This window comes from Enterobacter sp. GER_MD16_1505_Eko_090 (assembly GCF_003331015.1).
Lineage (GTDB): Bacteria > Pseudomonadota > Gammaproteobacteria > Enterobacterales > Enterobacteriaceae > Enterobacter > Enterobacter roggenkampii.
This window is the reverse complement of record NZ_PUQF01000015.1, coordinates 98,525-117,308: the sequence shown is the minus strand read 5'-3', so window position 1 is coordinate 117,308 and position 18,784 is coordinate 98,525. Positions and strand designations below refer to the sequence as shown.

Annotated in this window: 18 protein-coding genes; 11 read left to right on the top strand and 7 right to left on the bottom strand. The window is 56.8% G+C overall.

Annotated elements, in window-relative coordinates; genetic code table 11:
* The first annotated feature begins 92 nt into the window (after positions 1–92).
* Positions 93–503 (top strand): phosphate-starvation-inducible protein PsiE, encoded by a 411-nt coding sequence (gene psiE, locus C6A40_RS17545; RefSeq protein WP_021242727.1) that lies wholly within the window; start codon positions 93–95, stop codon positions 501–503.
* Positions 504–600: 97 nt separating this feature from the next.
* On the opposite strand, the gene malG is transcribed toward psiE, so the two are convergent.
* The 3 genes from malG to malE all read right to left on the bottom strand — a co-directional run bounded on the left by malG (position 601) and on the right by malE (position 4,362).
* A complete protein-coding gene (gene malG / locus C6A40_RS17540) occupies positions 601–1,491 on the bottom strand; it encodes a maltose ABC transporter permease MalG (protein ID WP_008500077.1) in 891 nt (296 codons plus the stop codon).
* Positions 1,492–1,505: 14 nt separating this feature from the next.
* Positions 1,506–3,050, bottom strand: a complete 1,545-nt coding sequence (gene malF / locus C6A40_RS17535) for a maltose ABC transporter permease MalF (RefSeq protein ID WP_021242728.1) — start codon at positions 3,048–3,050, stop codon at positions 1,506–1,508.
* Between the two features lie 121 nt (positions 3,051–3,171).
* A complete protein-coding gene (malE, locus tag C6A40_RS17530; RefSeq protein ID WP_008500079.1) occupies positions 3,172–4,362 on the bottom strand; it encodes a maltose/maltodextrin ABC transporter substrate-binding protein MalE in 1,191 nt (396 codons plus the stop codon).
* Between the two features lie 370 nt (positions 4,363–4,732).
* On the opposite strand from malE, the gene malK reads away from it, so the two are divergent.
* From malK to ubiA, 5 genes are all read left to right on the top strand, one after another.
* On the top strand, positions 4,733–5,842 hold the full coding sequence (gene malK, locus C6A40_RS17525; RefSeq protein WP_008500080.1) for a maltose/maltodextrin ABC transporter ATP-binding protein MalK: 1,110 nt from the start codon (positions 4,733–4,735) through the stop codon (positions 5,840–5,842).
* 71 nt (positions 5,843–5,913) lie between these two features.
* Entirely contained in the window at positions 5,914–7,239 is a 1,326-nt protein-coding gene (locus C6A40_RS17520; protein WP_008500081.1) for a maltoporin, read from the top strand.
* Positions 7,240–7,351: 112 nt separating this feature from the next.
* Positions 7,352–8,305 carry a maltose operon protein MalM gene (gene malM, locus C6A40_RS17515; RefSeq protein ID WP_008500082.1) on the top strand — a complete coding sequence of 318 codons (954 nt, stop codon included), beginning with the start codon at positions 7,352–7,354 and terminating at the stop codon, positions 8,303–8,305.
* Between the two features lie 180 nt (positions 8,306–8,485).
* On the top strand, positions 8,486–8,983 hold the full coding sequence (ubiC, locus tag C6A40_RS17510; protein WP_021242729.1) for a chorismate lyase: 498 nt from the start codon (positions 8,486–8,488) through the stop codon (positions 8,981–8,983).
* A 12-nt stretch (positions 8,984–8,995) separates the two neighbouring features.
* Positions 8,996–9,865 (top strand): 4-hydroxybenzoate octaprenyltransferase, encoded by an 870-nt coding sequence (gene ubiA, locus C6A40_RS17505; protein ID WP_008500084.1) that lies wholly within the window; start codon positions 8,996–8,998, stop codon positions 9,863–9,865.
* Between the two features lie 88 nt (positions 9,866–9,953).
* Here ubiA and zntA read toward each other — a convergent pair whose 3' ends face one another.
* Complete coding sequence (zntA, locus tag C6A40_RS17500; protein WP_045335133.1) at positions 9,954–12,125, bottom strand: Zn(II)/Cd(II)/Pb(II) translocating P-type ATPase ZntA; 2,172 nt, start codon at positions 12,123–12,125, stop codon at positions 9,954–9,956.
* A gap of 76 nt (positions 12,126–12,201) precedes the next feature.
* Positions 12,202–12,828: a lysoplasmalogenase gene (locus C6A40_RS17495; RefSeq protein WP_008500086.1), complete on the bottom strand. Its 627-nt coding sequence runs from the start codon at positions 12,826–12,828 to the stop codon at positions 12,202–12,204.
* Positions 12,829–12,957: 129 nt separating this feature from the next.
* Here C6A40_RS17495 and C6A40_RS17490 point away from each other — a divergent pair, with 129 nt between their 5' ends.
* Complete coding sequence (locus C6A40_RS17490) at positions 12,958–13,317, top strand: DUF2500 domain-containing protein (RefSeq protein ID WP_045335135.1); 360 nt, start codon at positions 12,958–12,960, stop codon at positions 13,315–13,317.
* 82 nt (positions 13,318–13,399) lie between these two features.
* Here the strand turns inward: C6A40_RS17490 and C6A40_RS17485 are convergent, their stop codons facing one another.
* Together C6A40_RS17485 and rsmD are read right to left on the bottom strand one after the other, a co-directional pair.
* Entirely contained in the window at positions 13,400–13,681 is a 282-nt protein-coding gene (locus tag C6A40_RS17485) for a DUF1145 family protein (protein ID WP_008500088.1), read from the bottom strand.
* Positions 13,665–14,267 (bottom strand): 16S rRNA (guanine(966)-N(2))-methyltransferase, encoded by a 603-nt coding sequence (gene rsmD / locus C6A40_RS17480; RefSeq protein WP_008500089.1) that lies wholly within the window; start codon positions 14,265–14,267, stop codon positions 13,665–13,667. Before rsmD ends, C6A40_RS17485 begins: the two co-directional genes overlap by 17 nt.
* 127 nt (positions 14,268–14,394) lie before the next feature.
* Between rsmD and ftsY the strand changes: the two genes are divergently transcribed.
* The 4 genes from ftsY to rpoH all read left to right on the top strand — a co-directional run bounded on the left by ftsY (position 14,395) and on the right by rpoH (position 18,680).
* The gene (gene ftsY, locus C6A40_RS17475) at positions 14,395–15,855 is read left to right on the top strand and encodes a signal recognition particle-docking protein FtsY (RefSeq protein WP_045335137.1); all 1,461 of its coding nucleotides are present in this window, start codon (positions 14,395–14,397) and stop codon (positions 15,853–15,855) included.
* 2 nt (positions 15,856–15,857) lie between these two features.
* A complete protein-coding gene (gene ftsE / locus C6A40_RS17470; RefSeq protein ID WP_008500091.1) occupies positions 15,858–16,529 on the top strand; it encodes a cell division ATP-binding protein FtsE in 672 nt (223 codons plus the stop codon).
* Entirely contained in the window at positions 16,516–17,571 is a 1,056-nt protein-coding gene (ftsX, locus tag C6A40_RS17465; protein ID WP_025912214.1) for a permease-like cell division protein FtsX, read from the top strand. Before ftsE ends, ftsX begins: the two co-directional genes overlap by 14 nt.
* Before the next feature lie 251 nt (positions 17,572–17,822).
* Positions 17,823–18,680 carry an RNA polymerase sigma factor RpoH gene (gene rpoH / locus C6A40_RS17460; protein WP_008500093.1) on the top strand — a complete coding sequence of 286 codons (858 nt, stop codon included), beginning with the start codon at positions 17,823–17,825 and terminating at the stop codon, positions 18,678–18,680.
* Positions 18,681–18,784 lie beyond the last annotated feature (104 nt).

Genomic DNA, 18,784 nt, shown 5'->3' with positions numbered 1-18,784 from the left:
CGGGCGAATGCGCCAAACATAAACAAAAAATATAGATCCCCGTCACATTTTTGCGTTATACAGAAACCTCGCCCTGGAGAATGAGGTGCTGTATGACATCCCTGACTCGCCCGCGCGTTGAGTTTATCTCAACTGTCCTCCAGACCGTGCTGAACCTCGGTCTGCTGAGCCTTGGCCTGATCCTGGTCGTCTTTTTGGGTAAGGAGACGGTGCATCTGGCGGATGTGCTGTTCGCCCCTGAACAAACCAGCAAATATGCGCTGGTGGAAGGCCTGGTGGTCTACTTTCTCTACTTTGAATTTATCGCCCTGATTGTGAAGTATTTTCAGTCCGGCTTTCACTTCCCGCTGCGTTATTTTGTCTACATTGGGATCACCGCGATTGTGCGGCTGATCATCGTCGATCATAAATCCCCGCTCGATGTGCTGATCTACTCGGCGGCGATCCTGCTGCTGGTGATCACCCTCTGGCTGTGTAACTCGAAGCGGCTGAAACGCGAATAAAAAAATGGCGGCCCGGAGGCCGCCTAACAACAGTCACAAGTTGGGTCAATACAATACGTCTAAAGTTGAGGGTTGCAGTGGCATAACAAAATGAAACTTAACCTTTCACACCGCCCGCCGTCAGGCCGTTCACCAGCCAGCGCTGTGCCAGCAGGAACACCACGGTAATCGGGATGGCAGAGAGTACGGCCGCCGCGGCAAAGTCGCCCCACAGGTAGTTTTGCGGGTTGAGATATTGCTGCATCCCTACGGCCAGGGTGTAGCTGTTCACATCACGCAGTAACAGTGAGGCAACCGGTACTTCGGTGATCGCAGCGATAAACGACAGGATAAACACTACCGCCAGAATCGGCACCGACAGCGGCAACAGCACCAGGCGGAACGCCTGCCACGGGGTAGCCCCATCCAGCGCGGCCGCTTCTTCCAGCGAGCCGTCGATGGTTTCGAAATAGCCCTTAATGGTCCACACATGCAGTGCGATACCGCCAAGATAGGCGAAGATCACGCCGCCGTGGGTGTTCAGACCGATAAACGGAATGTACTGGCCCAGGCGGTCAAACAGGGCATACAGCGCCACCAGCGACAGCACCGCCGGGAACATCTGGAAAATCAGCATCCCTTTCAGCAGCGTCGCTTTGCCCGGGAAACGCATGCGGGCAAAGGCGTAAGCGCAGGTGGTGGACAGCGCCACGATACCGATCGCAGTAATGCCTGCGATTTTCACCGAGTTCCACAGCCACAGCAGCACCGGGAACGGCGGCGGCGTGACGCGGCCATCCGCGTGTTCCACGCTGAAGCCCAGCGCGAGCTTCCAGTGCTCCCAGGAGATTTCGTCCGGGATCAGGCTCCCGGTGGCGAAGTTACCCGAACGCAGGGAGATGGCGATAACCATCAGCAGCGGGAACATGATCGCCGCGATAAAAATCAGCAGGCCCAGGTGCGTCGCCAGGAGGCGCAGTTTCTGAGATTTGGGTTGTACCATAGCCATGTTCAGTGCCCTCCTTAGTCAAATTTCATACGTGTGGCTTTCAGGTTCACAATCGCCAGGGCGCCCACCAGCAGGAAGATCAGGGTGGCAATCGCTGCCGCCAGACCGAAGTCCTGACCGCCGCCGCCTTCGAAGGCAATACGGTAGGTGTAGCTCACGAGCAGGTCGGTATAGCCTGCCGGCGTGGTGGTGCCAAGACGGTCCGGGCCGCCGTTGGTCAACAGCTGAATCAGCACGAAGTTGTTAAAGTTAAAGGCGAAGCTGGCAATCATCAGCGGGGTGAGCGGCTTGATGAGCAGCGGCAGCGTAATCTTAAAGAAGTTCTGGAACGGACCCGCGCCGTCCATCGCCGAAGCTTCGTACAGGTCATCCGGGATGGCCTTCAGCAGCCCCATGCACAGGATCATCATGTACGGATAGCCCAGCCAGGTGTTCACGATGATGATCATCGAGCGGGCGGTGGTCGGGTCGCTGAACCAGGCCGGTTTGATGCCAAACAGCGCGCTCAGCATCATGTTGATTTCACCGAAGCTCTGGTTAAACAGCCCTTTGAAAATCAGAATCGAGATAAACGACGGTACGGCATACGGCAGAATCAGCAGCACGCGGTAAATCGCTTTGCCCTTCAGGGATTCCCACTGGACCAGACAGGCCAGCACCATACCCACGGCCACGGTCAGGATCACGGTCAGTACGGAGAAGACCACCGTCCAGACGAAGATGGCGAAGAACGGTTTCTGAATGCCTTCGTCGGTAAATACGCGGGTAAAGTTGTCCCAGCCGATGGTGACGGTATAGCCCGGGCTGAGTTTGTCATCACCCCATTTGCCGTCGGCAGTAATGGACTGATAGAAACCAATGTCGTTATTCGGACGGTACTTCACGCCGCTCTGGTTGTTGGTCAGCGTGCCGTCATCCGCCAGGGTATAGAGCGGTTGGGTGCCGGAGAACTGGCGCAGCGAGCTCATGATCACTTTGCTGTCGTCTGGCAGCACGGCGGTGAGCTGGGTCAGCGCCTGACGGTTTTGGGTGATGACGCGCAGGTTGGCACGTTCACCTTCCGGCAGAGCCTGGGCCTCTTTTAAGGCCAGCTTCTGCTCGCCGCCAAATTTGAAGGCGTCAGAGACATAGTATTTCCCGCTTGCTTCGTCAGTAAGCGCTAACTTCCATTCGTTGCCTGCAGGATACAGGCCGAAGTTAAAGGTCTTGCCTGCCTGGTATGAGCGGTCCAGCAGGACCTGCTGCGCGCGTTCCTGCGCAAGCTGGTTGGTGCTGCTGTAGTTGGTAAACGCAATAGCGACGGTACAAATCAACGGGAACAGGACAAACAGCCCCATCCCGGCCACGCCCGGGTAGACATAGCGCCAGGCATAGGCTTTACGGTTGGCGAAAATATACAGGCCAGCAGAGCTTAAAATCAGCGTCATGATGGCGAACAGATATTCCCCTTGTACGTACATTAAAACAACAAGGTAACCCACCAGCAGACACAGCAGACCGATCGCTGACCATTTCAGCGCGTCGCTTTGCCACCAGCGTTTCTTTTTAATGACATCCATGGGGTTCTTCCTCTACAACGGTGGAATCTTATCGTCAGGTGGCGCTGCGCTTACCTGACCTACGGATCGTGCCGTAGTCGTAGGGCGGGTAAGCGCACGCGCTACCCGCCGTTTTTCAGACTTACTTAGTAATACGACCCTGAGCATCTTTCAGCGCGGCATCAACGGTCTGACGACCGCTTGCAGCGTTGATAACCGCGGTACGGGTGGCGTACCAGAATGCGGCCATCTGTGGGATGTTCGGCATGATTTCGCCTTTCTGGGCGTTATCCATGGTGGCCGCGATACGTGGGTCTTTCGCCAGCTGATCCTGGAAGGATTTCAGCGCAACGGCACCCAGCGGTTTGTCCTTGTTCACTTCATCCAGACCCTGATCGGTCAGCAGGTAGTTTTCCAGGAACTCTTTCGCCAGCTCTTTGTTCGGGCTGGCGGCGTTGATGCCTGCGCTCAGCACGCCAACGAACGGTTTAGACGGCTTGCCTTTGAAGGTTGGCAGCAGCGTCACGCCGTAATTGACTTTGCTCTTGTCGATGTTGGTCCAGGCCCACGGACCGTTGATGGTCATCGCGGTTTCGCCTTTGTTGAACGCCGCTTCCGCGATGGAGTAATCGGTATCCGCGTTCATGTGTTTGTTCTTGATCAGGTCGACCAGGAAGGTCAGGCCCGCTTTCGCGCCCGCGCTGTCGACGCCTACGTCTTTCACGTCGTATTTGCCGTTTTCAAACTTGAACGCGTAACCGCCGTCGGCAGCAATCAGCGGCCAGGTGAAGTACGGCTCTTGCAGGTTGAACATCAGGGCAGATTTACCTTTCGCCTTCAGCTCTTTATCCAGTTTCGGGATCTCTTCCCAGGTTTTCGGTGGGTTAGGGACCAGGTCTTTGTTGTAAATCAGAGACAGGGCTTCAACCGCGACAGGGTAAGCGATCAGCTTGCCGTTATAGCGAACGGCGTCCCAGGTGAACGGGAACAGTTTGTCCTGGAAAGCTTTGTCCGGGGTGACTTCAGCCAGCAGGCCAGACTGTGCGTAACCGCCAAAACGGTCATGCGCCCAGAAGATGATGTCCGGGCCGTCGCCGGTTGCCGCAACCTGCGGGAATTTCTCTTCCAGTTTGTCCGGATGCTCTACGGTCACTTTGATGCCGGTGTCTTTCTCGAATTTTTTGCCCACTTCGGCCAGGCCGTTATAGCCCTTGTCGCCGTTAATCCAGATAACCAGCTTGCCTTCTTCAATTTTGGCGAGCGCCGGTGCGGAAATCATCATTGCTGCAAGGGCGGACAATGCGAAAACGCGTGCGCCAGTCTTGATATTCATATCTGCCATCCTTTTTGGTGATGTCTCGTGGTATGACTTCAGTGGTTCAACGTGACTCAGTCTCCTTATTTGACATCCTCTTTCCATCCTCCCAACCCCTACGCCCCACCCCCCGTTTGTGTGATCTCCGTTGCATAAATTTAAGTTATGAGTGCTGGCGCACATAAAAACGCACTGAATTTTGCAGGCGGCTTCACGAATTTTGCCTCAGCCCGCCCACGCCGGTCGCAGAGCCTGCTCTCTCATCCTCCCGCCTCCTCCCCCATAAAAAAGCCGGGGGGTGGAGGATTCGTGAAAGTAATGGATCCCCCATAGTCACCTTATCTTGAATGTTTCTGTCGGTGACAGGTTGTAACGAAGGGAGAAGGGCATGGCGAGCGTACAGCTGCGTAATGTAACGAAAGCCTGGGGTGACGTTGTGGTGTCGAAAGACATCAATCTGGACATCCACGAAGGTGAATTCGTGGTATTTGTCGGCCCATCAGGCTGCGGTAAATCAACCCTGCTGCGTATGATTGCCGGTCTTGAAACCATCACCAGCGGCGACCTGCTGATCGGTGATACCCGAATGAATGACATCCCGCCTGCCGAACGTGGCGTAGGCATGGTGTTCCAGTCTTATGCACTCTATCCCCATCTTTCCGTCGCCGAGAACATGTCCTTTGGTTTGAAGCTGGCCGGCGCGAAGAAAGAGGTGATTAACCAGCGCGTGACGCAGGTGGCGGAAGTATTACAGCTGGCGCACCTGCTGGAGCGTAAACCGAAAGCGCTTTCCGGCGGTCAGCGTCAGCGTGTGGCGATTGGCCGTACCCTGGTCGCCGAGCCGCGCGTCTTCCTGCTCGATGAACCGCTTTCCAACCTGGATGCCGCCCTGCGCGTCCAGATGCGTATCGAAATCTCCCGTCTGCACAAGCGTCTTGGCCGCACGATGATTTACGTCACCCACGATCAGGTCGAAGCGATGACCCTCGCCGACAAAATCGTGGTGCTGGATGCCGGCCGCGTGGCGCAGGTGGGCAAACCGCTGGAGCTGTATCACTACCCGGCAGACCGATTTGTTGCGGGCTTCATTGGCTCGCCAAAGATGAACTTCCTGCCCGTCAAAGTGACCGCGACAGCCATTGAACAGGTACAGGTGGAGCTGCCAAACCGCCAGCAGGTCTGGCTGCCGGTCGACAGCGCCAACGTACAGGTGGGGGCAAATATGTCCCTCGGTATTCGTCCTGAGCATTTACTGCCGAGCCACATTGCCGATGTGACGCTGGAAGGTGAGGTTCAGGTCGTCGAACAGCTTGGTCACGAAACACAGATTCATATCCAGATCCCCGCCATCCGTCAGAACCTGGTCTACCGCCAGAATGACGTGGTGTTGGTAGAAGAGGGTGCCACATTCGCTATCGGCTTGCCGCCAGAGCGCTGCCATCTGTTCCGTGAGGATGGCACCGCATGTCGTCGGTTGCACAAAGAGCCAGGCGTTTAAGCAATCCCAAAAGAAGACACGAAACCGACAGGTGAAGTGTTCAAAGAAAAGCAATGATCTCAGGAGATAGAATGATGATTACTCTGCGCAAACTTCCTCTGGCAGTTGCCGTCGCAGCGGGCGTAATGTCTGCTCAGGCACTGGCCGTGGATTTCCATGGTTATGCTCGTTCCGGTATCGGCTGGACGGGTAGTGGCGGCGAACAGCAGTGCTTCCAGGCAACCGGTGCCCAAAGTAAATACCGTCTGGGTAACGAATGTGAAACCTATGCGGAACTGAAGCTGGGCCAGGAAGTGTGGAAAGAAGGCGACAAGAGCTTCTACTTCGACACCAACGTAGCGTACTCCGTGGCGCAACAGAACGACTGGGAAGCTACCGACCCGGCGTTCCGTGAAGCCAACGTGCAGGGTAAAAACCTGATTGAGTGGCTGCCAGGTTCCACCATCTGGGCCGGTAAGCGCTTCTATCAGCGTCATGACGTTCACATGATCGACTTCTACTACTGGGATATTTCAGGTCCTGGTGCCGGTATCGAAAACGTCGATCTGGGCTTCGGTAAACTGTCTCTGGCAGCGACCCGTTCTCAGGAAGCAGGCGGCTCATACATCTTCACCAGCAACGATATCTATCATGACTTCAAAGACACCGCTAACGACGTCTTCGATGTGCGCTTGGCGCAGATGGAAATCAACCCGGGCGGCACGCTGGAGTTGGGTGTTGACTATGGCCGAGCTAACAAAACTGACGGTTACAGCTTCGCTGACGGCGCATCTAAAGATGGCTGGATGTTCACCGCTGAACATACCCAGAGCATGCTGAAAGGCTACAACAAGTTTGTTGTCCAGTACGCTACCGATGCAATGACCACTCAGGGCAAAGGTATTCCGCAGGGTTCCTTCACCGGCAACAACTATGACAAAGACGCTGAAATTGGTGTTGTAAATAACAAGATTAACAACAACGGTTCCCTGGTTCGTATTCTCGACCACGGTGCGATCTCTCTGGGTGACAGCTGGGATCTGATGTACGTCGGTATGTATCAGGATATCGATCGTGACGACAACAACGGTACGACCTGGTACACCGTGGGTGTGCGCCCAATGTATAAATGGACGCCAATCATGAGTACCTTGCTTGAAGTTGGCTACGACAACGTTAAGTCGCAGAAAACTGACGATACCAACAACCAGTACAAAATTACCCTTGCACAGCAATGGCAGGCCGGTAACAGCATCTGGTCCCGTCCAGCGATCCGTGTCTTCGCAACTTACGCGAAGTGGGATGAGAAATGGGGTTATGACAACGGCATTGCAAAAAGCGATACCAAAGCCACAACCTACAGCCGTGGTGACAACGATGAGTGGTCCTTCGGCGCCCAGATGGAAATCTGGTGGTAATCCCGTCTTAATCTGACGTAATGACCAAACTGAGGGGCGCAAGCCCCTCAATCCTTGGGACGGCGCGCTATTGCCTGGCTACCGCTGACCTGTGCATTTTGAGGTGATAACAATGAAAATGAACAAAACTCTCCTTGCCCTTTGTTTATCCGCAGGGTTGCTGGCGAGCGCGCCTGCTGTAACGCTCGCTAATGTGAATTTCGTTCCGCAAAACACAACATCCGCGCCGGCCATTCCGGCAGCTGCGTTGCAACAGCTGGTCTGGACGCCTGTCGATCAATCTAAAGCCCAAACGACCCAGCTCTCGACGGGTGGGCAACCGCTTAATGTTCCGGGTATTAGTGGTCCGGTGGTCGCGTACAGCGTGCCCGCTAACATTGGCGAACTGACGTTAACGCTCTCCAGTGAAGTCAATAAACAGACCAGCGTCTTTGCGCCGAACGTGCTGATTCTTGACCAGAACATGACGCCTTCTGCGTTCTTCCCGAGCGAATATTTTACCTATCAGGAACCGGGTGTCATGAGCGCCGATCGCCTGGAAGGGGTAATGCGCCTGACGCCTGCGCTGGGTCAGCAGAAAATTTATGTACTCGTCTTCACCACGGAAAAAGATTTGCAGCAAACCACCACGCTGCTTGATCCTGCGAAGGCCTATGCCAAAGGCGTAGGTAACGCCGCACCGGATATCCCGGATCCGATCGCCCGCCACACCACTGACGGCCTTGTGAAGCTGAAAGTGTCGACCAGCAGTGCGTCCAGCGTCCTGGTCGGCCCGCTGTTTGGCTCCTCCGGTACCGGCCCTGTCACCGTGGGCAACACCGCTGCGCCTGCCTATACCGCACCCGCTGCCACGGCAGCCGCACCGGTAGCGACCGCAGCGCCGGCCCCGGCGAAGAAAGCGGAGCCGGTACTGAACGACACCGAAGAATACTTCAACAATGCCATCAAGCAGGCGGTGAAGCGCGGCGATGTCGATAAAGCGCTGAAGCTGCTTGATGAAGCCGAACGTTTAGGTTCAACCACTGCCCGTTCCACCTTTATCAGCAGTGTAAAAGGCAAGGGGTAACCGTTTCCCCACAATGCTGATTTGTTAGTCGTTTGGTGCGCCTGAGTGGGCGCACTTTTTTTCGTCTCCGCCGGGCTGTTGCACTCTTGTTGCGATCGTGATCGTTAAATAACGTTTGGCCCCCCTCAATCCGCGTTTCTGCGATACAATGCCTGTACGTTATGTATCGGAGAGTCTGGCATGTCACACCCTGCGCTAACGCAACTGCGTGCGCTGCGCTATTTCGACCAAATACCTGCGCTTGATCCGCAGCAGCTGGACTGGCTGTTGCTGGAAGATTCCATGACAAAACGTTTTGAGCAGCAGGGAAAAACGGTCACGGTGACCCTGATTCAGGAAGGGTTTGTCTCCGGCGATGAGATCGCCAACGAGCTGCCGCTGCTGCCGCACGAGCCACGTTACTGGCTGCGTGAAATTTTACTCTGCGCTGACGGCGAGCCGTGGCTTGCCGGACGGACGGTGGTGCCCGAGTCCACCCTTTCCGGGCCCGAGCTGGCGCTGCAGCGTCTGGGGAAAACGCCGCTGGGGCGTTACCTCTTCACCTCGTCAGAACTTACCCGGGATTTTATTGAAATTGGTCGTGATGCCGAACTGTGGGGGCGTCGTTCCCGCCTTCGCCTGAGCGGTAAACCGTTAATTCTGACGGAGCTTTTTTTACCGGCATCACCGTTGTACTAAGAGGAAGAAAAAATGGAGTGGAGCCTGACGCAGAATAAGCTGTTGGCGTATCACCGCTTAATGCGTACCGATAAACCGATTGGCGCGTTACTGCTGCTGTGGCCGACCTTATGGGCGCTGTGGGTCGCCACGCCGGGCGTGCCGCCGCTGTGGATCCTGGGCGTGTTTGTTGCTGGCGTCTGGCTGATGCGCGCAGCGGGCTGCGTGGTCAATGATTATGCCGATCGTAAATTCGACGGCCATGTAAAGCGGACTGCCGGTCGTCCGTTACCCAGCGGACAGGTGACCGGGAAAGAAGCTCGCGTGCTGTTTGCTGTTCTGGTGCTGCTCTCTTTCCTGCTGGTGTTAACCCTGAACACCATGACCATACTGCTTTCCGTTGCGGCGCTGGCACTGGCCTGGGTTTATCCGTTCATGAAGCGCTATACCCACCTGCCTCAGGTGGTGCTGGGCGCAGCGTTTGGCTGGTCGATTCCAATGGCGTTTGCGGCAGTTAGTGAGTCCTTACCGCTCAGCTGCTGGCTGATGTTCCTGGCGAACATACTTTGGGCCGTGGCTTACGACACGCAATACGCGATGGTTGACCGCGACGATGACCTGAAAATTGGCATCAAATCCACCGCCATCCTCTTTGGCCGTCAGGACAAGCTGATTATCGGGATTCTGCAGGTCGCCGTGCTGGCGCTGATGGTGGCGATTGGCCGCCTGAACGGGCTGAACTGGGCGTTTTACTGGTCGGTGCTGGTGGCGGGGCTGCTGTTTGCGTACCAGCAAAAGCTGATTGCGAAGCGCGAACGCGACGCCTGCTTCAAGGCGTTTATGAACAATAACTACGTCGGTCTGGTGCTGTTTTTAGGGCTGGCGATGAGCTACTTCATATAAAAAAGCCGGGTGGCGGCTTCGCCTTACCCGGCCTACGTTTTAGCAGGATATGTAGGCCCGGTAAGCGTCAGCGCCACCGGGCGTTTTTTTACCGGCGACGCAGCAGCCGCAGCGCGTTCGCCGTCACCAGCACCGTCGCGCCGGTATCCGCCAGTACCGCCAGCCAAAGCCCGGTCATGCCCAGCAGGGTGGTCACCAGGAAAATCCCCTTCAGCCCCAGCGCGATGCCGATGTTCTGGCGGATGTTGGCACGCGTCGCCCGCGCAAGATCGATCATCTGCGCCAGTCCGGTCAGGCGGTTGTGGGTCAGCGCCGCGTCCGCCGTCTCTAGCGCCACGTCGGTGCCGCTGCCCATCGCAATGCCGATGGTGGACGCCTTCATCGCCGGGGCATCGTTAATCCCGTCTCCGACCATCGCCAGCGGGGCGTGCGCGTTCAGCTCCGTTACCGCGCTGACCTTATCCGCCGGTAGTAATCCGGCCTTAAACGCCAGCCCCAGCTCACCGGCAATCGCTGCCGCCGCGCGAGGGTTATCGCCGGTGAGAATCACCCCCTGCACGCCCAGCTGATGCAGCGCCGCCACGGCTTCTTTTGCGTCATCGCGCAGGGTGTCGCGCAGCGCCAGCATCCCTTTTGCGACGCCGTCCTGCATGACGGTCACGACAGTTTGTCCGGTCTGTTCTAACGCCTCCACCTCTGGATGAGAAGACTTGCCCGCCGCGACAATCAGAACTTTTTTACCGTCAACGGTGGCCTCAATCCCGGAGCCTACCAGCGCCCGCTGAGCGGTTGCCGGTGGGATATTCAGCCCGCGCGACTGCGCTTCTCGCACAATCGCCAGCGCCAGCGGGTGAGTGGAACCCTGCTCAACGGCGGCGGCCAGGATCAGCAGTTCGTCTTCACTGATGCCCTGCGAATACACGCCGGTCACCTGCGGCTTGCCGACGGTCAGCGTGCCGGTTTTATCGAAGGCGATATGCTGCACCTGACTCAGCTGCTCCAGCGCCGCGCCGCCCTTAATCAGCGCCCCGCGACGTGCCGCAGCCGCCAGCCCGGAGGTAATGGCCGCCGGGGTGGAAATCACCAGCGCGCACGGGCAGCCGATCAGCAATAGCGTCAGCCCTTTATAAATCCACCCCTCCCACGGCGCGCCAAAGAACAGCGGTGGGACGACGGTGACCAGCAGGGCAACCAGCATAATGGCGGGCGTGTAGATGCGGCTGAAGCGGTCGATAAAGCGTTCGACCGGCGCGCGGCGCTCTTCGGCCTCTTCAATCAGCTTCAGGATGCGGTCGATGGCGCTGTCACCCGGCTCGGAAAGCACGGTGAGCTGCACCAGACGGTCGACGCTGGTGGCGCCAGCAGGCACTTTTTCACCTGCCGCGCGTTCTACCGGAATGGATTCCCCGGTCAGGGCGCTCTCGTCGAAGCTGGCGGTGGCGGTAACCAGCGCGCCGTCGGCGGGTAAACGACCGCCCGCGGCGACTTCAATCACGTCTCCGGGACGCAGGGTATTAATCGCCACCGTTTCACGATTGCCGTTATTTACCCGTGTGGCGGTTTCAGGCTTCAGCGCCATCAGCGCGCTGACCCCTTTACGCGCCCGGCTCGCCGCCCAGCCCTCAAGACGTTCACCGATTAAGAACAGCAGCAATACCATCGCCGCTTCTGCCGTCGCGCCAATAAACAGCGCGCCGATGGCCGCCACGCTCATCAGCGTTTCAATGGCGAACCAGCTGCCGCTTTTCATCAGACGCAGTGCCTGGCGGGCAATCGGGAACAGCCCGACCAGCGTGGTGGCGATAAACGCCAGGTTGCCGAACGGATGGTTGATCTGTTCCAGCCCCCAGCTCAGGGCCATCATGATGATCAGGGTAATGAGCGGCAGGTTTTCTTTCAGTGAAGAGGTTTTTTCCGCGGGCGCGGCTTCACTACGCAGGCTGTAACCTGCCTTGCTTACCGCGTCCTCAACCTGTTTGCTGACGTCGTTATCGGCGCTAACCAGCAGCTTTTCGGTGGCGAACAGCACCTGAACGTGGCTGACGCCCGGCACCTGTTTCACCGCATTTTCCACTTTGCGGGCGCAGGCAGCGCAGTCCATGCCGTTAACGACCCAGCTGTAGCGGTTGCCGCTTTCAGGAAGCGTTTGAGTTTGCGTTTCGCACGCGCCTTCGCAGCAGCAGCCACCTTTCGACGGAACGGGACTGAGCTTAAGCGCCGAGAATTGAGGGACTTTTTTGGGTGTTTCTGGAGTCGACATGGCAGTCTCCGGCAATGATAATTTTCTCATTAACCGCAGCATACACTCTGGAGTCGACTCCAGAGTCAAGCGTTATTTAGATATACAGCGAACGCACAATCAGGAAGTGCCCGGCAAAGTAGCAGGCGGCGGCAATCGCGTTATCCGCCCGGAAACGGCGGCGATAGTGGCTGCCCAGCCACACGATATTCCCAATCAGCAGCAGCGCGGCCCCGAAGAACGCGGACATCGCCGGAGCGGTCGGACGGAAGAACCACAGTTCACCTGCCAGCCATACCATCACCAGCGTCATGGCGATAAACGTGCAGATCGGCAACCGCATCTCTTCCAGACGCGACCAGATCACCGCGATCAGCAGGGCACCAATCACCAGCAGGACCAGCGGCAGCGGCCAGAAGAAAGAGAGCGTCATCTGGCTGGCGAAGTAGATGGTATACAGCAGATGCGACAGGAAAAATGCCCCTACGGCATACAGCAGGCGCTGGCGCGGCAGCAGGGTTAAGGCATCGCCAATCAGAGAGGCGCACAGCCCGGCGAGGACCAGATAGCTGACGGCATTAAACATCGGTGCTTGCCAGGCCAGCAGCAGGAGCAGCAACAGCGTGACGGGTTTAAACAGCCAGCGCTGCCAGGTGGGACCACGGTACGACGCATCGACATAAAGCCATGCGGAAAAACAGACAGCGATAAATGACCAAAGCATATTAACTCCCTGTATCTGTTAAGTCTGAATAATCAGTTTCTGATCCAGTGTAGTGACGCGGGCGGGCGTTTGGCAATGCCGGGGAAGGCAGGGTATCCTGAATTCCGCATAATCTGATGGGATAGTTGAATGAGCAAGATGCCGCTGTTTTTCATTATCGTGGTGGCGATTATCGTCATTGCCGCCTCGTTCCGCTTCGTGCAGCAGCGCCGCGAGAAGGCGGATAACGATGCCGCGCCGCTGATGCAAAAGCGCGTGGTGGTGACGAACAAACGCGAAAAGCCGCTCAATGACCGCCGCTCGCGCCAGCAGCAGGTGACGCCTGCGGGCACAACAATGCGTTATGAAGCGAGCTTTAAGCCGGAAACGGGCGGCCTGGAGATAACCTTCCGCCTGGAGGCGCAGCAGTACCACCAGCTGACGGTGGGAGAGAAAGGAACGCTGAGTTACAAAGGATCGCGGTTTGAGGGGTTTGTTCCGGAGTTGTAACGCCGGGCGGCACTGCGTTTGCCCGGCCTACGTGGTTTCGTAGTCCCGGTAAGCGAAGCGCCACCGGGCGACTAAACGCACCTTACTTCTTCACCTGCGCCTTAAACTTCTTCATCCAAACCAGCAGCTCAAACACGCCGAAAATAAACACGCGCAGCTGCTGCCAGCCCGTCATCTGCGGGCCATCTTTCGGCAGACCGTTTTTCAGCATCACCATCTGCAGGGCGTGCATGAACGAGGTGAAAATCAGCGCCACGTTAACGAAAATATTCATCGGGCGCGGGAACGGGTGCACCAGGTTGAGCAGCAAAAACGCCCAGACGCCCAGCATCAGCAAACGTCCCAGATTAATCAGTACCGGCATCGGATCCTCCTTGTGCCTGACGGTGATACAGACGATAAGCAACCTGACCTGCCACTTTTTCACGGTGCAGATCCCAGTGAGCGGGAACCGGCGGCAAACCGTTTTCCACTTCGCTTTCCACGTAAATCAATGCGTCATCCGCCAGCCAGCCGTTTTGCTCCAGCAGGGATAACGTCTCTTCCAGCAGCCCCTTGCGGAACGGCGGGTCGACAAACACCACGGTGTGCGGCGTGCCCTTTTGCGCGAGGAAGCTCAGCGTGTTGGTGTTAACCACTTTCGCGTTGCTCGCTTTCAGCGTCGCCAGATTTTGCTGCAGCGTCTGCGCCACGCCGCGCTCCATCTCCAGCAGCGTGGCGCTGGCAGCATAGCGCGACAGCGCTTCCAGCCCGAGCGCGCCGCTACCGGCGAAGCAGTCCAGGCAGCGGGCGTCTACCATTGACGGGGCCAGCCAGTTAAACAGCGTCTCGCGCACGCGGTCGGTAGTAGGGCGTAAACCGGGGCTGTCCGGCACCGGTAATTTCCGGCCTCGCCACTGACCGCCGATAATACGAATTTGACCGGCCGGGGCGCGGTTGGGTTTCTTCATCTCAGGAAAGCTCTGTTAACAATTGGCCTGCGATTGCGGGCGGTGATGTCAATTAAGTAAAGTGTTAGACTATTTCATCATTTTTTTAGCTTCCATGTATATAGCGCCGCGAGGAGTGTAGTCGCAGATGGCAAAACAAAAAAAACGTGGCTTCTTTTCCTGGCTGGGCTTCGGTGAAAAAGAGCAAGAAACAGAACAGAAAACCGAAGAGCAACAAGCCGTTGAAGAGCCATCGCAGCCTGAAACGCCAGTAGAAACCGCCGCGGTTGTCGATGCGGAAGAAACGGCGCACAGCAAAGAAGAGGTTGAAACCTTTGCTGAAGAGGTGGTTGAGGTCACTGAACAGGTTCAGGAGAGCGAGAAGCCAGAACCGGTTGTCGTAGAAGCCGCTATCGAAGCGCCACAGGCCGCTATCGAACACGAAGAGCTTCCGCTGCCGGAAGAGGTCAAAGACGAAGCGGTGTCTGCCGAAGAGTGGCAGGCCGAAGCGGAAACCGTTGAAATCGTTGAGGCGGTGGAAGAAGAAGCGCCGCTCGAGCCGGAGCTGACCGACGAAGAGCTGGAAGCCCAGGCGCTGGCGGCGGAAGCGGCTGAAGAAGCGGTCATCGTTGTGCCGGTAGAAGAGCAGGCCGAAGAAGAGACCGTTCAGGAGCAGGAAAAACCGACCAAAGAGGGTTTCTTCGCGCGCCTGAAGCGCAGCCTGCTTAAAACCAAAGAAAACTTAGGTTCCGGATTTATCAGTCTGTTCCGCGGCAAGAAGATCGACGACGATCTGTTTGAAGAGCTGGAAGAGCAGCTGCTGATTGCGGACGTTGGGGTGGAAACCACCCGTAAGATCATTGCCAATCTGACCGAAGGGGCGAGCCGCAAGCAATTGCGTGACGCCGAAGCGCTGTACGGCCTGCTGAAAGACGAGATGGGTGAAATTCTCGCAAAAGTTGACGAACCGCTTAATATTGAAGGCAAAACGCCATTTGTTATTCTGATGGTTGGCGTGAACGGCGTGGGTAAAACCACCACCATCGGCAAGCTGGCGCGTCAGTTCGAGCAGCAGGGCAAATCGGTGATGCTGGCGGCGGGCGATACCTTCCGTGCGGCGGCGGTTGAGCAGCTGCAGGTCTGGGGCCAGCGCAACAACATCCCGGTGATTGCTCAGCATACCGGCGCGGATTCCGCATCCGTGATCTTTGACGCCATCCAGGCGGCGAAGGCGCGCAACGTGGACGTGCTGATTGCCGATACCGCAGGGCGTTTGCAGAACAAATCGCACCTGATGGAAGAGCTGAAGAAGATCGTTCGCGTCATGAAGAAGCTGGACGAAGACGCACCGCATGAAATTATGCTGACCATTGATGCCAGCACCGGACAAAACGCCATCAGCCAGGCAAAACTGTTCCATGAAGCGGTAGGACTGACGGGAATCACGCTGACCAAACTGGACGGCACCGCGAAAGGCGGGGTGATCTTCTCCGTGGCCGACCAGTTCGGCATTCCTATCCGTTACATCGGTGTGGGCGAGCGTATTGAGGATTTACGTCCGTTTAAGGCGGACGACTTTATTGAGGCATTATTTGCCCGAGAGGACTAACAATGATTCGCTTTGAACACGTCAGCAAGGCCTATCTCGGTGGGAGACAAGCGCTGCAGGGGGTGACCTTCCACCTGCAGCCGGGCGAGATGGCATTCCTGACCGGCCATTCCGGCGCGGGGAAAAGTACCCTGCTCAAGCTTATCTGTGGGATCGAGCGGCCAAGCGCCGGAAAAATCTTTTTCAGCGGCCATGAGATCAGCCGTCTGAAAAACCGTGAGGTGCCGTTCCTGCGTCGTCAGATCGGCATGATTTTCCAGGATCACCACCTGCTGATGGATCGCACCGTTTTCGATAACGTGGCCATTCCGCTGATTATTGCCGGCGCCAGCTATGACGATATCCGCCGCCGCGTCTCTGCGGCGCTGGATAAGGTCGGGCTACTGGACAAAGCGAAGAACTTCCCGATCCAGCTCTCCGGCGGTGAACAGCAGCGCGTGGGCATCGCCCGCGCGGTGGTGAACAAGCCTGCTGTGCTGCTGGCGGATGAACCGACCGGTAACCTGGACGATGCCCTGTCAGAAGGGATTTTGCGTCTGTTTGAGGAGTTTAACCGCGTAGGGGTTACCGTATTGATGGCAACGCACGACATCGGGCTGATTTCCCGTCGTTCGTACCGCATGCTGACCCTGAGCGACGGGCATTTGCACGGAGGCCACGGTGAACAAGCGTGATGCAATAAACCAGATTCGGCAGTTCGGGAACCGGTTTGACCGTTTCCGTAAGCCGCAGGGCGGGGGTGACGGCAATCGTAATGCGCCGAAGCGCCAGAAGGCCGCGCCAAAACCGGCCTCCCGCAAAACCAACGTCTTTAACGAGCAGGTGCGCTACGCGTTCCACGGCGCGCTGCAGGACCTGAAAAGCAAACCGCTGGCGACGTTCCTGACGGTGATGGTAATCGCCATCTCCCTGACGCTGCCAAGCGTCTGCTACATGGTTTACAAGAACGTCAACCAGGCGGCGTCGCAGTATTATCCGTCTCCGCAGATCACGGTCTATCTGGATAAAGCGCTCGACGATAACGCGGCGGCGCAGGTGGTTGGGCAAATTCAGGCCGAGCAGGGCGTGGAGAAGGTCAACTATCTTTCACGTGAAGACGCGCTGGGCGAGTTCCGCAACTGGTCAGGCTTTGGCGGTGCGCTGGATATGCTTGAAGAGAACCCGCTGCCCGCCGTGGCGGTGGTGATCCCGAAGCTGGATTTCCAGGGGACCGATTCGCTTAACACCCTGCGCGATCGCATCACGCGCATTAAGGGCATTGATGAAGTGCGCATGGATGACAGCTGGTTTGCGCGTCTCGCTGCTTTGACCGGGCTGGTAGGCCGCATCGCGGCGATGATTGGCGTGCTGATGGTGGCGGCGGTCTTCCTCGTCATCGGCAACAGCGTACGCCTGAGCATCTTCGCTCGTCGCGATACCATCAACGTGCAGAAACTGATTGGTGCGACGGATGGCTTCATCCTCCGACCGTTCCTTTACGGTGGCGCACTGCTCGGTTTTTCCGGCGCATTTCTTTCACTGATATTGTCAGAAATTTTGGTGATGCGGCTTTCCTCTGCCGTGACTGAAGTGGCGCAGGTTTTCGGAACGAAGTTTGATATCAGTGGCTTAGGGTTCGATGAGTGCCTGTTACTGCTGCTGGTGTGTTCGATGATTGGGTGGGTGGCAGCGTGGCTGGCAACCGTTCAACATTTACGTCACTTTACTCCCGACTAATAAAAGCGTGATATAATCTTTCCCTGCACCGAGATGTTCGCTCTGCAGGGAAAGCGTCCCTGTTGTCTCTTCCCCTGTTATCATCTCCATGTCACATTTTGTGCGTAATTTATTCACCGTTGCACCTGGAACTTGTGGATAAAATCACTGTCTGATAAAAGAGTGAATGCTAATCTCGTTGCTCAAACGCTTTGGCATGGTTGTTGCCTGACGGGGACAGCCTGGACCAGAAGAAACACTGAGAGGAATGAATGACCAAAGAAATGCAAACTTTAGCTTTAGCCCCTGTTGGTAACCTGGAATCCTATATCCGGGCTGCGAACACCTGGCCGATGTTAACGGCCGAGGAAGAAAAGGAGCTTGCTGAAAAGCTGCATTACCAGGGCGATCTGGAAGCAGCGAAAAAGCTGATCCTGTCTCACCTGCGCTTTGTTGTTCACATTGCTCGTAATTATGCGGGCTATGGCCTGCCGCAGGCGGACTTGATTCAGGAAGGTAACATCGGCCTGATGAAGGCTGTGCGTCGCTTTAACCCGGAAGTGGGGGTGCGACTGGTCTCCTTCGCCGTCCACTGGATCAAAGCAGAAATTCATGAATACGTGCTGCGCAACTGGCGTATCGTGAAAGTCGCCACGACAAAAGCGCAACGCAAACTGTTCTTCAACCTGCGTAAAACCAAGCAGCGTCTGGGCTGGTTCAATCAGGATGAAGTGGAAATGGTGGCGCGCGAGCTGGGCGTATCCAGCAAAGACGTGCGTGAGATGGAATCCCGTATGGCCGCGCAGGACATGACTTTTGACATGTCTTCCGACGACGACGCATCTGACAGCCAGCCGATGGCACCGGTTCTGTATCTGCAGGATAAAACCTCTAACTTTGCCGACGGCATCGAAGAGGATAACTGGGAAGATCAGGCCGCGAACAAGCTGAGCTATGCGATGGAAGGCCTCGACGAACGTAGCCAGGATATTATCCGCGCCCGCTGGCTGGATGAAGACAACAAGTCCACGCTGCAGGAGCTGGCCGACCGCTACGGCGTCTCTGCGGAACGTGTCCGTCAGCTTGAAAAGAACGCCATGAAGAAACTTCGCGCCGCTATCGAAGCGTAATTAACGCGAAGTACACCGAGAACCCCTGGATGAGAGTCTGGGGGTTTTGTTTTTTTAGCGCCCGCTCTGGCGAATTCCCTCCCCCTGGCAAACACTTACTGATG

What these genes read in the sequence shown, in the direction of transcription:
- psiE (WP_021242727.1), top strand. Translation starts at nt 93, where the DNA reads ATGACATCCCTGACTCGCCCGCGCGTTGAGTTTATCTCAACTGTCCTC.
- malG (WP_008500077.1), bottom strand. Translation starts at nt 1,491, where the DNA reads ATGGCTATGGTACAACCCAAATCTCAGAAACTGCGCCTCCTGGCGACG.
- malF (WP_021242728.1), bottom strand. Translation starts at nt 3,050, where the DNA reads ATGGATGTCATTAAAAAGAAACGCTGGTGGCAAAGCGACGCGCTGAAA.
- malE (WP_008500079.1), bottom strand. Translation starts at nt 4,362, where the DNA reads ATGAATATCAAGACTGGCGCACGCGTTTTCGCATTGTCCGCCCTTGCA.
- malK (WP_008500080.1), top strand. Translation starts at nt 4,733, where the DNA reads ATGGCGAGCGTACAGCTGCGTAATGTAACGAAAGCCTGGGGTGACGTT.
- C6A40_RS17520 (WP_008500081.1), top strand. Translation starts at nt 5,914, where the DNA reads ATGATGATTACTCTGCGCAAACTTCCTCTGGCAGTTGCCGTCGCAGCG.
- malM (WP_008500082.1), top strand. Translation starts at nt 7,352, where the DNA reads ATGAAAATGAACAAAACTCTCCTTGCCCTTTGTTTATCCGCAGGGTTG.
- ubiC (WP_021242729.1), top strand. Translation starts at nt 8,486, where the DNA reads ATGTCACACCCTGCGCTAACGCAACTGCGTGCGCTGCGCTATTTCGAC.
- ubiA (WP_008500084.1), top strand. Translation starts at nt 8,996, where the DNA reads ATGGAGTGGAGCCTGACGCAGAATAAGCTGTTGGCGTATCACCGCTTA.
- zntA (WP_045335133.1), bottom strand. Translation starts at nt 12,125, where the DNA reads ATGTCGACTCCAGAAACACCCAAAAAAGTCCCTCAATTCTCGGCGCTT.
- C6A40_RS17495 (WP_008500086.1), bottom strand. Translation starts at nt 12,828, where the DNA reads ATGCTTTGGTCATTTATCGCTGTCTGTTTTTCCGCATGGCTTTATGTC.
- C6A40_RS17490 (WP_045335135.1), top strand. Translation starts at nt 12,958, where the DNA reads ATGAGCAAGATGCCGCTGTTTTTCATTATCGTGGTGGCGATTATCGTC.
- C6A40_RS17485 (WP_008500088.1), bottom strand. Translation starts at nt 13,681, where the DNA reads ATGCCGGTACTGATTAATCTGGGACGTTTGCTGATGCTGGGCGTCTGG.
- rsmD (WP_008500089.1), bottom strand. Translation starts at nt 14,267, where the DNA reads ATGAAGAAACCCAACCGCGCCCCGGCCGGTCAAATTCGTATTATCGGC.
- ftsY (WP_045335137.1), top strand. Translation starts at nt 14,395, where the DNA reads ATGGCAAAACAAAAAAAACGTGGCTTCTTTTCCTGGCTGGGCTTCGGT.
- ftsE (WP_008500091.1), top strand. Translation starts at nt 15,858, where the DNA reads ATGATTCGCTTTGAACACGTCAGCAAGGCCTATCTCGGTGGGAGACAA.
- rpoH (WP_008500093.1), top strand. Translation starts at nt 17,823, where the DNA reads ATGACCAAAGAAATGCAAACTTTAGCTTTAGCCCCTGTTGGTAACCTG.